We start from the raw sequence: 13,529 nt of genomic DNA on the forward strand, positions 1-13,529 counted from the left end.
CTACTTCCTTGTCCGCGTACGACCCACGCCGACCGGGTGTGGCCGAAACCTTCGTGGGCTACTTCTCGGTCTGTCGTCATGCCGACTTCGGTCGACCGAGTTCTTGGATGCGACGGTACCCGTGTTCGCCGAACATGGGCGGGTTGTTTCCGGTGATTCGCCACCCGATTTCACCGATTGCGCCATTCGGGTCGCCGATCGCGACCGCCGGGTGGAGTTCTGCACTCACACCCGGCGTCGGATAGTTCTGCCGGACCTACACGGTCCGACCGGTGGTGGTCGCTCTGCTACTTCTGGGCAGAGAGCTTGCGGTACTCGAACACGGTGTCGATGATCCCGTAGTCCTTGGCCTGTTCCGCGGTGAGGATCTTGTCGCGATCGGTGTCCTTGCGGATGACGTCGGGATCCTTGCCGGTGTGGCGGCCGAGGGTGGTCTCCATGAGTCGACGCATGCGCTCGATCTCGGCGGCCTGGATCTCCAGGTCGGACACCTGGCCCTGGATTCCACCGCTCGACGGCTGATGAATCAGCACGCGTGCGTTGGGCAGTGCTGCACGCTTACCGGGAGTGCCGGCGGCGAGCAGGACGGCCGCGGCAGACGCAGCCTGGCCGAGGCAGACGGTCGCGACATCGGCACGGACGTACTGCATCGTGTCGTAGATCGCCATCAGCGAGGTGAACGACCCACCGGGCGAGTTGATGTACATCGTGATGTCTCGATCAGGATCGAGGCCCTCGAGCACCAGCAGCTGCGCCATGACGTCGTTGGCGGACGCGTCGTCGACCTGGACGCCGAGGAAGATGATGCGCTCCTCGAACAGCTTGTTGTACGGGTTCGATTCCTTCACGCCGTAGCTGGAGTGCTCGACGAAGGAGGGCAGGATGTATCGGGAGGACGGCAGCTGATTGGGGTCGAACAGGTTTGTCATCGTTTCTCCAAGATGTAAGTGATCGAGGGTCGCCGGGAGCGGCCGAATTACTCGCCGATTCCGCCGGCCTGCCGCGCACGGCTGACGACGTGATCCACGAACCCGTATTCCTTGGCGGCCTGCGCCGTGAACCAGCGGTCACGATCGGAGTCTTCGGTGATCTGCTCGACGGTCTGACCCGTGTGCAGGGCGATCAGCTCTGCCATCTCGCGCTTGGTGTGCGCGAACTGCTCGGCCATGATGGCGATGTCGGAGGCGCTGCCGCCGATACCGGCCGAGGGCTGGTGCATCATGATGCGCGCGTGCGGCAGGGCGTAACGCTTGCCCTTGGCACCGGCCGAGAGCAGGAACTGACCCATCGAGGCCGCCAGACCCATTCCGTAGGTCGCGATGTCGCACTCGGCGAATTCCATCGTGTCGAAAATGGCCATACCCGCGGTGACCGAGCCACCGGGCGAGTTGATGTACAGCGCGATGTCGCGAGTGGGGTCCTCGGCCGAAAGCAGCAGGATCTGAGCGCACAACTTGTTGGCGATGTCGTCGTCGACCTGGGTACCGAGGAAAATGATGCGGTTTTGAAGCAGACGCTCGTACACGGAGTCGCTGAGATTCAGCCCTGCTGCAGCCGAAGTCATGACGGGACTCTGCTGGTGCGAAGCCGCCGGATTCTGAACAGTCACGGTACCTGCCTTTTCCATAACAAATCGTTGGTTCCTGACACAGACACTAACGAAAGACGGCGGCTCCGGAGTCCCGGAACCGCCGTCGTTCGCTGTGAGCGTTACTTCTCTTGTTCGCCCTCGGAAGAATCTGCTGCTTCGACCTCGTCGGGAGCGTCGGCGGGGCTGCCGAACAGCTCTGCGGTGTCGACGGTCGCGCCGGTGGTGTCGGTCACGTTGACGCGCTCGACGACCGAAGCCAGCGCCTTACCGCGCTTGACATCAGCGAACACGGCACCGAGCTGGTTGGCCTGCTGCACCTGCTGAATGAACTGCTCGGGCGGCATGCCGTAGCGCTGCGCCTGGAAGATGATCCGCTCGGTGAGCTCTTCCTGCCCGACCTGCGTGTTCTCGGCCTCGGCGATCGCATCGAGAAGGAGCTGGGTACGCACCGACTTCTCGGCGCCTTCCTTGACGTCCTTGTCGAATTCCTCGCGGCTCGAACCCTGCGACTCGAGCAGCTCGGCCAGTGCTTCCTCGTTGTGGTCGAGACCGTGGATGGCCTCGTGCACCTGGGAATCGACCTCGGCCTTGACGACGGCCTCGGGAGCCGGAATCTCGAGCGTGTCGAGCAGGGTCTCGAGCACCTTGTCGCGGATCTGACCGGCCTGCTCGACCTTCGCGACTCGCTCGACGCGCGTCTTCAGATCGGCGAGCAGTTCGTCGAACGTGTCGAACTCGCTGGCCAGCTGGGCGAACTCGTCGTCGGCTTCGGGCAGCTCGCGCTCCTTGACGGACACGACCTTGACCGTGACGACGGCTTCCTTGCCTGCGTACTCACCGGCGACCAGGGTCGAGGTGAACTCCTTCGACTCGTCCGCGGAGACACCGATGATCGCGTCGTCCAGTCCCTCGATGAGCTGGCCGGAACCGACCTCGTGGGACAGTCCGCTCGCGGTTGCCTCTTCGACGTTCTCGCCGTCGACGGTGGCCGAGAGATCGATCGAAACGAAGTCGCCCGACTGGACGGGACGATCGACACCGGTCAGGGTGCCGAAACGCTGGCGCAGCGACTGCAGCTGCTCGTCGACGGCCTCGTCCTTGATCTCGAGCGGATCGACGACGACGCTGATGGTCGAGTAGTCGGGCAGATCGATCTCGGGACGAACGTCGACCTCGGCGGTGAACGTGAGCTCGGTGCCGTCCTCGATCTTGGTGATCTCGATCTCGGGCTGGCCGATGACCTTGACCTTCTCGTTGGTCACGGCCTCGGAGTAACGGGCGGGAAGAGCGTCGTTGACGACCTGCTCGAGAACTGCCCCGCGGCCGACGCGCGCTTCGAGCAACTTGGCCGGAGCCTTGCCGGGACGGAAGCCGGGGAGGCGGATCTGCTGAGCCAAAGCCTTGTACGCGCGGTCGAAATCAGGCTTGAGCTCCTCGAAGGGCACCTCAACGTTGATACGGACTCGCGTCGGGCTCAGCTGCTCGACGGTGCTCTTCACGGAACATGCTCCTTTTGGTAATTCTTGCTTGCTGGTGGTGCTTACGGTGCTGGCTTGCGGTCTTACCTCGCTCGCCGCGAACACGGCGAACCGTGCCTGCGGCCCTCATTTGTCGGGGTGACAGGAATTGAACCTGCGACCCTCCGCTCCCAAAGCGGATGCGCTACCAAGCTGCGCCACACCCCGTCGTACCCACACCATTGAACAGCAACCGATAGTAGCCCCCAATGGGCGCCCCACCGATGACGTTCGGCGGAACCGGTCGCGGCGGGCCGGTTTGGAATCCTGCGTCGGCGTTGGGTACAGTCTTGAAACGCAGGCGACGGAACTGGCGATCCCACGACTGTTGTTTGCACGCCGATGTAGCTCAATGGTAGAGCCCCTGTCTTCCAAACAGGCTACGCGAGTTCGATTCTCGTCATCGGCTCCATCGAGAAGCCCCGCACTGTCAGTGCGGGGCTTTTTCGTGTCCGCGTACTCTGGACGGTGTCCGAATTGTCCGTACAACCGGGCATGCACCGTCGGCGGAAGGCCCGCAGTGGAAATAATCCTGATCGTCATCGTCGTCGCCGCAGTGGCCCTGCTGGTCCTGCGAAGCAAGAAGAACTCGGCTGCGGCGGCCGAAACCGCGCTGGCCGACGCCAAGGCCGACGCCCGCCAGTCGATCGAACGCCTGGGCGGTCAGGTCTACCACCTGATCGGCACCGACACACCGTCCAAGCAGGCCCTGGCCGATGCGTCCGAACGCAACATCGCTGCCGGTTCGCAGATCGACCAGGCCACCACCCCCGAACAAGCCAGACTGGCCAAACAGACCGCGCTCGAGGGCCTCTATTACATCCGCGCCGCACGACTGGCCATGGGCATGGATCCCGGCCCGGAGGTGCAGGGCATCGACGGCCAACAGCAGGCAGGTCGCGTCACCGAAGAACGCAAGGTCGACTTCGAGGGCCGTGAGATCGCAGCATCACCGGATCCGTCCGATCGCACCCCCAACTACTACCCGGGTGGCCGTGTCGCGGGCCGTCCGGTGCCCGCGGGCTGGTACTCCGAGCCGTGGTGGCGTCCCGCCCTGGTCGCCGGTGCATGGGGAATGGGATCGATGTTCCTGTTCTCGGCGATGTTCTCCGGCATGGCCGGCGTTCCGGCCGAGACCGCGGCCGGTGGCGAGACGGGGGCCGACGGTTCGGACGGCGGTAGCGGCGACGACCTCGGTGGCGACACGGAATACGGTGCCATGGACGACGGGGGCGGTGGCATGTTCGACGGCGGAGGCGATTTCGGCGGGGGCGGCGACTTCGGCGGTTTCTAGGTCGCCTGACAGACCGGGCACCAGAACAGGTTTCGCGCCTGCATCACCGAGTGCAGGATGTCGGCACCGCACACCCGGCAGGGGTATCCCTGCCTGCGGTAGACGTACGAGCGCGGTCGCCGCGCACCGTAGGTGTCGCCGTGATCGTCCTCGGGCCGGATGGTGATGATGCGCCCGCGTCGAACACCGATCTTCATCAGTTCCACTAGGTCGAGCCAGATCGCGTCCCATTCTGCTCGATCGAGGTCCTTGCCCGGTCGCATCGGGTTGATCTCGTGCCGGAACAGAATTTCGGCGCGGTAGACGTTTCCGACGCCGGCAAGCACCTTCTGATCCATCAGCAAGGTTCCGATTGCGGTGCGCGACTTGGAGATTCGCGCCCACGCTCCGTCCGGGTCCGCGTCCTTACGCAGGGGGTCCGGGCCCAGGCGCGCCACCAGGGCGTCGACCTGCTCCTCGGTGTAGATCTCGCAGGCCGTGGGTCCGCGCAGGTCGGTTCCGTACTTCTCCCCCACCATGCGCAACCGCACGGCACCCACCGGATCGTTCAGCGGCACAGATTGTTCGGTGAACTTCCCGTACAGGCCGAGGTGGATGTGCACGATCAGATCCGACTCGTATCGATGCAGCAGATGCTTGCCCCAGGCCTCGGCCTTCTCCAGTACGAGACCGTCGATCAGCGCGGCACCGGAGGTGAAGCGCCCCTGCGGACTGCTCGCCTCGACCGGTGCCCCGCCGAACCGACGTTGATGCAACCGAGCCAGTCGGTGCAGAGTGTGCCCCTCGGGCACCTACTCGGGCTTTCCCGGCACGACGGGTGCCTCGCCGCTGCGTTCGTACTCGGACAGAATGTCGACGCGGCGCTGGTGGCGCTCCTCGCCCGAGAACGGGGTGCCGAGGAAGGCGTCGACGATGGCGAGGGCCTCGGGGAGGGTGTGCATGCGGCCACCGATGCCGATGAGCTGAGCATCGTTGTGCTCGCGGGCCAGCTTGGCGGTCTCGACGCTCCACGCCAGCGCGCAGCGCGCGCCCGGCACCTTGTTGGCAGCGATCTGCTCGCCGTTGCCGGAACCGCCGAGCACCAGGCCGCGGCTACCCGGGTCGGCGACGACGCGACGTGCTGCGTCGATGCAGAATGCCGGGTAGTCGTCGACGGGGTCGTAGTCGAAGGCACCGCAGTCGACGGGCTCGTGCCCGGTCGCCGTCAGGTGTTCGATGATCTGATTCTTGAACTCGAGGCCGGCGTGGTCGGCACCCAGGTATACGCGCATGCCTAGAGTCTGACAGGTGAACTCCGAAGCCGAGAAATTCGCCGGTGTGGACGGCGCGAAAGGCGCGTGGGTGGTCGCGGTTCTGGCCGAGACCGCATTGACGTGGACCGCGTGCGCGTCGGTGACGGAGGTGCTCGAGGTGACACGGGACTGCGCTCGGGTGGGCGTCGACATGCCGCTGTCGTTGCCCGAGCACGGCTATCGCGTCAGCGAACTGGAGGCGAAGACGTTTCTCGGTACGGCGCGCAGCTCCATCTTCCACACGCCGGTCGCAGGCGTGCTCGACGCCGAGTCGTATCCCGAAGCGTGTGCCGTTTCTCGGCAGCTCACCGGCAAAGCGATCAGCAAGCAGACGTGGCACATCCTGCCGTCCGTGAAGGCGTGGCGGGATGCGGACGTCGATCGGGACAGGTACATCGAGGTACATCCCGAATGCTCGTTCCGGGCCATGTCCCCGGCGACGGTCTTCTCGTCGAAGAAGACCGGCCGCGGTGTCGGACAACGACTGGCCTCGATGATGCGATGGAGCGAACACGTCGATCTGGCGGATCTGCCGCCAGGACCCGTCGTCGACGACTTCCTCGACGCGGCCGCAGCGGCGTGGTCGGCGCGACGCTTCCACCTCGGCGAGCATCTGACGTTCGGTACCGCGGACGGCAAGGATCGAATCGTGGCCTAGCGCCCCCGTGCGTGAAATCTCTACTCCTACTACGAGTTTCCACGCACGAGGGGAAGCGCGATCAGTCGAACTGCGGGTCCTCGTTGCGGCTGCGCTTGAGCTCGAAGAAGTGCGGGTACGACGCGAAGATCACCGATGCGTCCCACAGTTTGCCTGCCTCTTCGCCACGTGGGATTCGGGAGAGCACGGGGCCGAAGAAGGCCACGCCGTTGACGTGGATGGTCGGGGTACCGACATCGGGTCCGACCTTGTCCATGCCTGCGTGATGACTGGTCCGCAGGTCCTCGTCGTGGTCGGTGCTCTCGGCTGCCTTCGCCAGGTCACCGGGCAGGTCCAGTTCCGCCAACGACTCCGCGATCACGACGTCGAAATCCTTGTTGCCCTCGTTGTGAATTCGCGTTCCCATGGCCGCGTACAACGGGTCGAGGATCTCGTCACCCTTCAGCTTGGCTGCGGCGATCGCAACGCGGACCGGCCCCCAGGCCTTCTTCATCATCGCGGCGTACTCCTCGGGCAGATCGCGGCCCTCGTTGAGCACTGCCAGGCTCATGACGTGGAAGTTCACATCGATGTCTCGCACCTGCTGCACTTCGAGAATCCACCGCGAGGTGATCCAACACCACGGGCACAGTGGGTCGAACCAAAAATCCGCAGTGTCTTTCTGTCCTGAACCGGCCACTGTCCTACTCCTTGGAAGTCGAGGTCATCGTGTCTTCATTGCGTAACAACCGCACACCGCGCAGACATTCCGCACGGCCCGTCGGCCAGCGCGGGGTACGCGTGACGTGATGGGATGGACGGCACTACCCATAACTACACGAAGAGGTGTCGACTGAAGTGGTTGCTCCCAACCTGACGCGTGACCAAGCCTCCGAGCGTTCGGCGATCATCGGGGAAACGAAGTACGCGATCGTTCTCGATCTCACCGACGGCGAGGGCAATCCGGGCGAGAAGACTTTCCGCTCGCTCACCACCATCACGTTCGCGGCCACCGCCGGGGCGTCGACTTTCGTGGACATCATCGCGAGCACGATCCGCTCCGCGACGCTCAACGGCACCGGTCTCGATACCGCGAACTACGACGAGTCGACGGGCCTCGCACTCGAGAATCTGGCCGAGCACAACGAACTCGTCATCGACGCCGATTGCCTCTACTCGCACACCGGAGAAGGTCTGCACCGCTTCGTCGACCCGTCCGACGATTCGGTCTACCTGTACTCGCAGTTCGAGACCGCCGATGCCAAACGCATGTTCGCCTGCTTCGATCAGCCCGATCTCAAGGCCACCTTCGATGTGAAGGTCACCGCGCCGGAGAGCTGGGCCGTCATCTCCAATGCCGCGCACGCCGCCGAGCCTGCAGCGGGCGAGCACGTGTTCGACACGACCCCGTCGATGAGCACCTACCTCGTCGCCCTGATCGCCGGGCCGTACGCGGAGTGGACCGACTCGTACACCGACGACCACGGCACCATCCCCCTCGGAATCTATTGCCGCGCATCGCTTGCCGAGCACATGGACGCGGAGCGCCTGTTCACCGAGACCAAGCAGGGCTTCGGTTTCTACCACGAGAACTTCGGCACTCCCTATGCCTTCGGAAAGTACGACCAGCTGTTCGTGCCCGAGTTCAATGCCGGCGCGATGGAGAATGCCGGTGCCGTCACGTACCTCGAGGACTACGTCTTCCGGTCCAAGGTGACACGCGCCTCGTACGAGCGGCGCGCCGAGACCGTGCTGCACGAGATGGCACACATGTGGTTCGGCGACCTGGTGACCATGACGTGGTGGGACGACCTGTGGCTCAACGAGTCGTTCGCGACGTTCGCTTCGGTGCTGTGCCAATCCGAGGCAACCGAGTACACCAACGCGTGGACCACCTTCGCCAACGTCGAGAAGGCCTGGGCGTACCGCCAGGACCAGCTGCCGTCGACGCATCCCATCGCCGCCGACATTCCCGATCTCGCGGCCGTGGAGGTCAACTTCGACGGCATCACCTACGCCAAGGGCGCCAGTGTGCTCAAGCAGCTGGTGGCGTACGTCGGTAAGGAGGACTTCCTCGCCGGCTTGCGGGCGTACTTCGTCGATCACGCCTTCGGCAACGCCACGTTCTCGGATCTCCTTGCTGCACTGGAGAAGTCGTCGGGACGCGATCTGTCCGATTGGGGCGCCCAGTGGCTGCGCACCACCGGCCTGAACACCCTGAGTCCGGATTTCGACGTCGACGCCGACGGCAAGTTCACCCGCTTCTCGGTGCTGCAGACCGGTGCGGCCCCGGGTGCGGGCGAGCATCGCGTACACCGCATCGCGGTCGGCATCTACGACGACGTCGACGGCAAGCTGGTGCGCACCGACCGCGTCGAACTCGACCTCGATGCCGCCGAATCGACGAATGTCGACGCTCTGGTGGGTGTCTCGCGCGGCAAGCTCGTTCTGGTCAACGACGACGACCTGACGTACTGCGCGGTGCGTCTCGACCCGGATTCACTCGAGGTCCTGCTTTCCCGAATCGGTGACATCGCCGAACCACTCCCCCGCACCCTTGCGTGGTCGGCGGCCTGGGAAATGACTCGATCCGCCGAGATGAAGGCGCGAGACTTCGTTGCCCTCGTCCAGCGCGGAATCGGCGGTGAGACGGAAGTGGGTGTGGTGCAACGTCTTCTGCTTCAAGCGCAGACCGCCATCACCAGCTACGCCGATCCGGCGTGGGCAGCCGAACACGGTACCCCCGAGTTCGCCGACGCTCTGCTCGAGCTGGCCCGCGGGGCCGAGGCAGGCTCGGATCACCAGTTGGCCTTCGTCAACGCCCTCACCGGCATCGAACTCGGCGATCGCCACATCGAGGTGCTGCGCGCATTGCTCGACGGTGACGTCGACGGTCAGTCCCTGTCCGGTCTGGGAGTCGACACCGATCTACGGTGGCGCATCGTCACGGCCCTGGCCGGTGCCGGGGCCATCGACGCGGATGGACTGGAATCGCCGGTCATCGACGCCGAGGCGGGCAAGGACAACACAGCTGCCGGGGCTCGATCGGCTGCGGCGGCACGTGCTGCACGCCCGAGCGCGGAGGTCAAGGAACAGGCGTGGACCACAGTGGTCGACGACGACGCGGTGCCGAACATCACCGCTCGCTCGATCATCGGCGGCTTCGCCGGCCCAGGTCAGGGCGAGCTGCTCGAACCGTATGTCGCTCGCTACTTCGACGCCATCGAAGGTGTGTGGTCTCGTCGATCCAGCGAGGTCGCGCAGACCGTGGTGATCGGGCTGTACCCATCCTGGTCGATCAGTGAGCAGTCACTGGCGGCCGCGGACGAGTTCCTCGACGGCGATCTGCCACCCGCACTTCGACGGTTGGTGATCGAGGGCAGGGCCGGCGTCGTCCGCGCTCTCGCTGCGCGGGAGTTCGACGCGAGCTGATCTGGACGGCACAGACGACGAGGGCCGGTTGCCCACCGCGAGGTGGACAACCGGCCCTCGTCGTGGAAGCGCGGTCTGGAGGTGAAGAGTTACGGGCTGAGGATGGACGCGGTCATCACCCGGACGGCCGTGACCAGACCGTCGATGAGATTGCCGTCGCGGAACGGACCGAGCGCGGCGGTGACACCCAACTGTGCAACCCGGTCGGTCGCGCGGTTGGACACTCGCCTGCCGGTGCGGATCTCGAGAGCATGCCGATTGGGGTCGACGGCGATGAGGACCGAACGGATGGCATCGGGTGTGCCGGGGAACACCGAATCCGCACCCGCAGCGGGATCGACGCCGAGATCACCGATGTAGACGTTGAACCGGATCTTGGTCTGTCGAATCGCCTGCGTGAGTGCATCGTCGAGTGCAACCAGGTCCTGCGTCGCGAACGGCAGGTGCTCGGGATTGGTCGTCCCGAATTCGTGAGCAGCCGAGATGCGGCCGCTCGCGGTGAGGGCTGCACCGCCGGGCAGGTCTTCTTCTCTGACGTCACTGCGGACGAGTTCACCACTTGCCACTTGCGGAACCTCCGATCGAGTCGGCTGTGTCGGCACCGTGCGAACCGTGACCTCCGAAAGGAGTCACCTCGTCCGTAGCAGTCCACAGCAATGGCTCGCGCGTCCACTCGTCCGTCAGTCGGTAGGGCGGAACGTCCATACCGGGCTGCTTGTCGGTCAAGTAGGACAACGCGCCGAGGAGTCCGATCACCGCAACCGGAATCACCCCGAATATCAGCGTGGTCTCAAAAATGCTCACAGGGTGTGACGTTAGTCGACAATTGCGCGTCGGACCACGTCGGGGCCGGTGTTGTGACCGAAAAGTGCAGGCGCGCCCGCGTCAGGCAGCGCCCTCACCGAGGTACGCGAGCCAACTGGGATCCAGCTCCTTCGTCGTCGCCAACAGTCGCCAGTGCGGACCCTTCGGCGGCACCAACTGGGCGCGTAACGTCCAGCCGATCTCACTGAGCAGTTTGTCCGCCTTGCGATGGTTGCACGAGGCGCAGCAGGCGACACAGTTCTCCCACGAGTGGCCACCTCCGCGGCTACGCGGAACCACGTGGTCGACGGTCTCGGCCTTGCTTCCGCAGTATGCGCACCGGAACCGATCGCGGTGCATCAGCGCCTGTCGTGTCATGGGCACCCGGGCACGATACGGAACACGGACGAACGTCCGCAGTCTGATCACCGACGGCACCTGCACCGAGCGGTCGGCCGACCGGATGAACGGCCCCTCCGGATCGTCGTGCACCACGTCGGCCTTCCCACAAACGAGAAGAACCACCGCCCGGCGCATCGGAAGCGCGGTCAGTGGTTCGAATGTGGCATTGAGGAGCAGCACACGGCGCTTGACCCACGCCGGTACGGCGTCGTCGCCCGTGGCACTGTGGGCCGTCGGCACCACACGCAGCGGAGAAGCCCCCGAGGCCGTCTCACGCTGGTCGTGCGTGGTGCGGCCCTCAGTGGGCGGGAGTTGTCGATGGCGGTGTTGCGAGTTCTTCATGCGTTGCTCCAGAAACAGTCGGCGCCCGCGCATGGCTTGCGTGGAACACGAGTCACAGTGGAACACGAATGCACCCTCCTCGCACAGCCTTTTTCCCGGCATTTTCTGTTGCCGATCGGTGAACATCTCGCATCCTCGCGTTCACGAACGACGAACGACGGCTCCATGCGCTGCGTGACTGGCAAGATTTCTGCGTCTCCGTAGACTTTTCGGGTGTCTGTATCAACCTTCCTGTCCGCATCGTCCCTCTCCGAACCGTCGCTGTTGCGAGATCTCGACACCCGAGCGTTCGAGCTGACGGAGACCGGACGCGACTGGTTGGTCGATCGTCCGCTGCAGGCTCTCGGCTATCTGGCCCTCGCCATCGTGCTGCGCCTCGTCCTGCACAAACTGATCGATCGATTCACCCGCAACAACGTCGGGAAGGCTCCGACGCTGCTGCGTCCGCTGCGCGAGCGTTCGTCGAGCACCGTCAAGGGCGCGATTCTCAACGAGCGACGCAAACAGCGTGCCAACACGATCGGCTCGGTGCTCAAGTCCGCAGTCTCGGTCATGATTCTCACGTGGTTCGTGCTGTCGGTGCTCGACGTCGTGGGGGTCAACGTCGCTCCGTTCATCGCCTCGGCCGGGATCGTCGGCGTCGCCCTCGGCTTCGGTGCGCAGAACCTGGTCCGAGACTTTCTCTCGGGCATCTTCATGCTCCTCGAGGACCAGTACGGAGTGGGTGACGTCGTCGACCTCGGTGAAGCGACCGGCACGGTCGAGAGCGTCGGGCTACGCGTCACGACGATCAGGGACGTCAACGGCACCGTGTGGTACTGCCGCAACGGCGAGGTGCTGCGCGTGGGCAACATGAGTCAGGGCTTCGCGGTCGCCGTGTTGGATCTGCCCGTGTCCCACACGGCCAACATCGACGAGGCCCGCGCTGTCGCCGAACGCACCACGCTGGCGGTGGTGGAATCGAAGGACTTCGCCGATGACATCCTCGAACCGCCCGAGATGCTCGGTGTCAACGCGGTCAGCGCCGACACCGTCACCATCCGCATCACGATCAAGACCCGCCCCGGACGCCAGTGGGCCGTACAGCGCAGACTGCACCAGGAGATCCTCCAGGCGTTCGACGATGCCGACATCAAGGCACCGTACGCACTGGGTCGCCCGGGTGGGGTCGTGGCCGAGCGAGGCAGCTGAGGGACAATGGACGTGACCGACGCCGACCAGGAACGAACAGAGAGAGTGTGATGACCGAACCGCAGCAGACGTTCTACGACGCGGTAGGCGGTGCCGAGACGTTCCGGTCACTCACGGCGAAGTTCTACGAAGAAGTCGCCAAGGACGAGATAGTGCGGCCGTTGTACCCCGAGGAGGATCTGGCACCGGCCGAACGGCGGATGCGGATGTTTCTCGAGCAGTACTGGGGCGGGCCGCGAACCTACTCCGACGAGCGCGGCCATCCTCGACTTCGCATGCGCCACAACCCGTTTCGGATCGGACCGATGGAGCGAGACGCGTGGCTGCGCTGCATGCACATCGCGATCGCGTCGATCGCCCCCGACGTCATGGACTCCGCACACCGAGCCCAGTTGATCGACTACATGGAGATGGCCGCCAATTCGATGATGAACTCGGCGATCTGACGGCCCCGAAAGCGCAGCGGGCTACAGCGATCCGACGCGCTGCGGGCTCTTGCCGCCGACGGCTACCTTGAGCTTGCCCACCCGCGCGCGAACGGAGCCGGCCACCTTGAGCGCGAAGCTCATGGGAGCGGGTAGGTGCTGGCGCAGGATGGCGTGCTTGCGTACGTAGCTCTCCACGTGCCACTCCGACCAGGTGCCCGCACGGAACAGTGCGGCATCGCCGGGAAGCAGGGTGCGCGGTGCGTGATCCTCACTCGAGACGGTCACCGAACCGTCCATGATGTGCACGATCTCGTCGACGGCGAAGTACCACCGGAAGCGTCCTGCCGTGCAGTCCCACACGTTGGTGGTGGTGGTGCCGTCGATGCTCTTCGACCACTCGGCGAGGCGAGCCTGCGGGCTTCCTTCGAGAATCCAGGTCGGCTCGATGGGGCTGTCGTCGAGCGCGATGTCGCCGAGTCGTACGGCTTCGATGGTCGAAGTGATCATGGTTTCCGTCGCGTCCTCACCGTCGGGCGCGGCTTCCGCCGCTACTGGTTCCAGGAGCAGAACATACAACACTTTCCCAACGAACCGGCACG

General features: G+C 64.8%; 15 protein-coding genes and 2 tRNA genes. 6 read left to right on the top strand and 11 right to left on the bottom strand.

Going from position 1 to position 13,529, the window contains the following annotated elements:
• Positions 1–287 precede the first annotated feature (287 nt).
• The 4 genes from AB0362_RS14990 to AB0362_RS15005 form a co-directional block, all read right to left on the bottom strand.
• Positions 288–929 (bottom strand): ATP-dependent Clp protease proteolytic subunit, encoded by a 642-nt coding sequence (locus AB0362_RS14990; RefSeq protein ID WP_008715342.1) that lies wholly within the window; start codon positions 927–929, stop codon positions 288–290.
• Between the two features lie 47 nt (positions 930–976).
• Positions 977–1,627 carry an ATP-dependent Clp protease proteolytic subunit gene (locus AB0362_RS14995; protein WP_082898933.1) on the bottom strand — a complete coding sequence of 217 codons (651 nt, stop codon included), beginning with the start codon at positions 1,625–1,627 and terminating at the stop codon, positions 977–979.
• Between the two features lie 83 nt (positions 1,628–1,710).
• Positions 1,711–3,090 carry a trigger factor gene (tig, locus tag AB0362_RS15000; RefSeq protein ID WP_366235764.1) on the bottom strand — a complete coding sequence of 460 codons (1,380 nt, stop codon included), beginning with the start codon at positions 3,088–3,090 and terminating at the stop codon, positions 1,711–1,713.
• Between the two features lie 112 nt (positions 3,091–3,202).
• A tRNA-Pro gene (locus AB0362_RS15005) sits at positions 3,203–3,276 on the bottom strand.
• 170 nt (positions 3,277–3,446) lie between these two features.
• On the opposite strand from AB0362_RS15005, the gene AB0362_RS15010 reads away from it, so the two are divergent.
• Together AB0362_RS15010 and AB0362_RS15015 are read left to right on the top strand one after the other, a co-directional pair.
• Positions 3,447–3,520 (top strand) — tRNA-Gly (locus tag AB0362_RS15010).
• Positions 3,521–3,628: 108 nt separating this feature from the next.
• Positions 3,629–4,402, top strand: coding sequence for a DUF1542 domain-containing protein (locus AB0362_RS15015; protein WP_366235765.1), 774 nt, complete (start codon positions 3,629–3,631; stop codon positions 4,400–4,402).
• Here the strand turns inward: AB0362_RS15015 and AB0362_RS15020 are convergent.
• Complete coding sequence (locus AB0362_RS15020) at positions 4,399–5,193, bottom strand: DNA-formamidopyrimidine glycosylase family protein (RefSeq protein ID WP_094640231.1); 795 nt, start codon at positions 5,191–5,193, stop codon at positions 4,399–4,401. The genes AB0362_RS15015 and AB0362_RS15020 overlap by 4 nt on opposite strands.
• Positions 5,194–5,673 (bottom strand): ribose-5-phosphate isomerase, encoded by a 480-nt coding sequence (locus tag AB0362_RS15025; protein WP_068052539.1) that lies wholly within the window; start codon positions 5,671–5,673, stop codon positions 5,194–5,196.
• Between the two features lie 16 nt (positions 5,674–5,689).
• On the opposite strand from AB0362_RS15025, the gene AB0362_RS15030 reads away from it, so the two are divergent.
• Positions 5,690–6,352 carry a DUF429 domain-containing protein gene (locus tag AB0362_RS15030; protein WP_366235767.1) on the top strand — a complete coding sequence of 221 codons (663 nt, stop codon included), beginning with the start codon at positions 5,690–5,692 and terminating at the stop codon, positions 6,350–6,352.
• 61 nt (positions 6,353–6,413) lie between these two features.
• Here AB0362_RS15030 and AB0362_RS15035 read toward each other — a convergent pair whose 3' ends face one another.
• Positions 6,414–7,031, bottom strand: coding sequence for a DsbA family protein (locus AB0362_RS15035; RefSeq protein ID WP_068052542.1), 618 nt, complete (start codon positions 7,029–7,031; stop codon positions 6,414–6,416).
• A 158-nt stretch (positions 7,032–7,189) separates the two neighbouring features.
• On the opposite strand from AB0362_RS15035, the gene pepN reads away from it, so the two are divergent.
• A complete protein-coding gene (gene pepN / locus AB0362_RS15040) occupies positions 7,190–9,763 on the top strand; it encodes an aminopeptidase N (RefSeq protein WP_366235768.1) in 2,574 nt (857 codons plus the stop codon).
• Between the two features lie 89 nt (positions 9,764–9,852).
• Here the strand turns inward: pepN and AB0362_RS15045 are convergent, their stop codons facing one another.
• The 3 genes from AB0362_RS15045 to AB0362_RS15055 form a co-directional block, all read right to left on the bottom strand.
• Positions 9,853–10,329, bottom strand: a complete 477-nt coding sequence (locus tag AB0362_RS15045; protein WP_366235770.1) for a DUF5130 family protein — start codon at positions 10,327–10,329, stop codon at positions 9,853–9,855.
• Positions 10,316–10,567 carry a hypothetical protein gene (locus tag AB0362_RS15050; protein ID WP_068052560.1) on the bottom strand — a complete coding sequence of 84 codons (252 nt, stop codon included), beginning with the start codon at positions 10,565–10,567 and terminating at the stop codon, positions 10,316–10,318. Before AB0362_RS15050 ends, AB0362_RS15045 begins: the two co-directional genes overlap by 14 nt.
• Positions 10,568–10,648: 81 nt before the next feature.
• Complete coding sequence (locus AB0362_RS15055; RefSeq protein WP_176460278.1) at positions 10,649–11,311, bottom strand: HNH endonuclease; 663 nt, start codon at positions 11,309–11,311, stop codon at positions 10,649–10,651.
• Between the two features lie 231 nt (positions 11,312–11,542).
• Here AB0362_RS15055 and AB0362_RS15060 point away from each other — a divergent pair, with 231 nt between their 5' ends.
• The gene (locus AB0362_RS15060) at positions 11,543–12,502 is read left to right on the top strand and encodes a mechanosensitive ion channel family protein (protein ID WP_366235832.1); all 960 of its coding nucleotides are present in this window, start codon (positions 11,543–11,545) and stop codon (positions 12,500–12,502) included.
• Positions 12,503–12,552: 50 nt separating this feature from the next.
• Entirely contained in the window at positions 12,553–12,948 is a 396-nt protein-coding gene (locus tag AB0362_RS15065; protein ID WP_366235771.1) for a globin, read from the top strand.
• 21 nt (positions 12,949–12,969) lie between these two features.
• On the opposite strand, the gene AB0362_RS15070 is transcribed toward AB0362_RS15065, so the two are convergent.
• Entirely contained in the window at positions 12,970–13,437 is a 468-nt protein-coding gene (locus tag AB0362_RS15070) for a cupin domain-containing protein (RefSeq protein ID WP_283347840.1), read from the bottom strand.
• Positions 13,438–13,529 lie beyond the last annotated feature (92 nt).

The sequence above is a fragment of the Rhodococcus sp. NPDC079359 genome (assembly GCF_040702585.1).
Classification (GTDB): Bacteria; Actinomycetota; Actinomycetes; order Mycobacteriales; family Mycobacteriaceae; genus Rhodococcoides.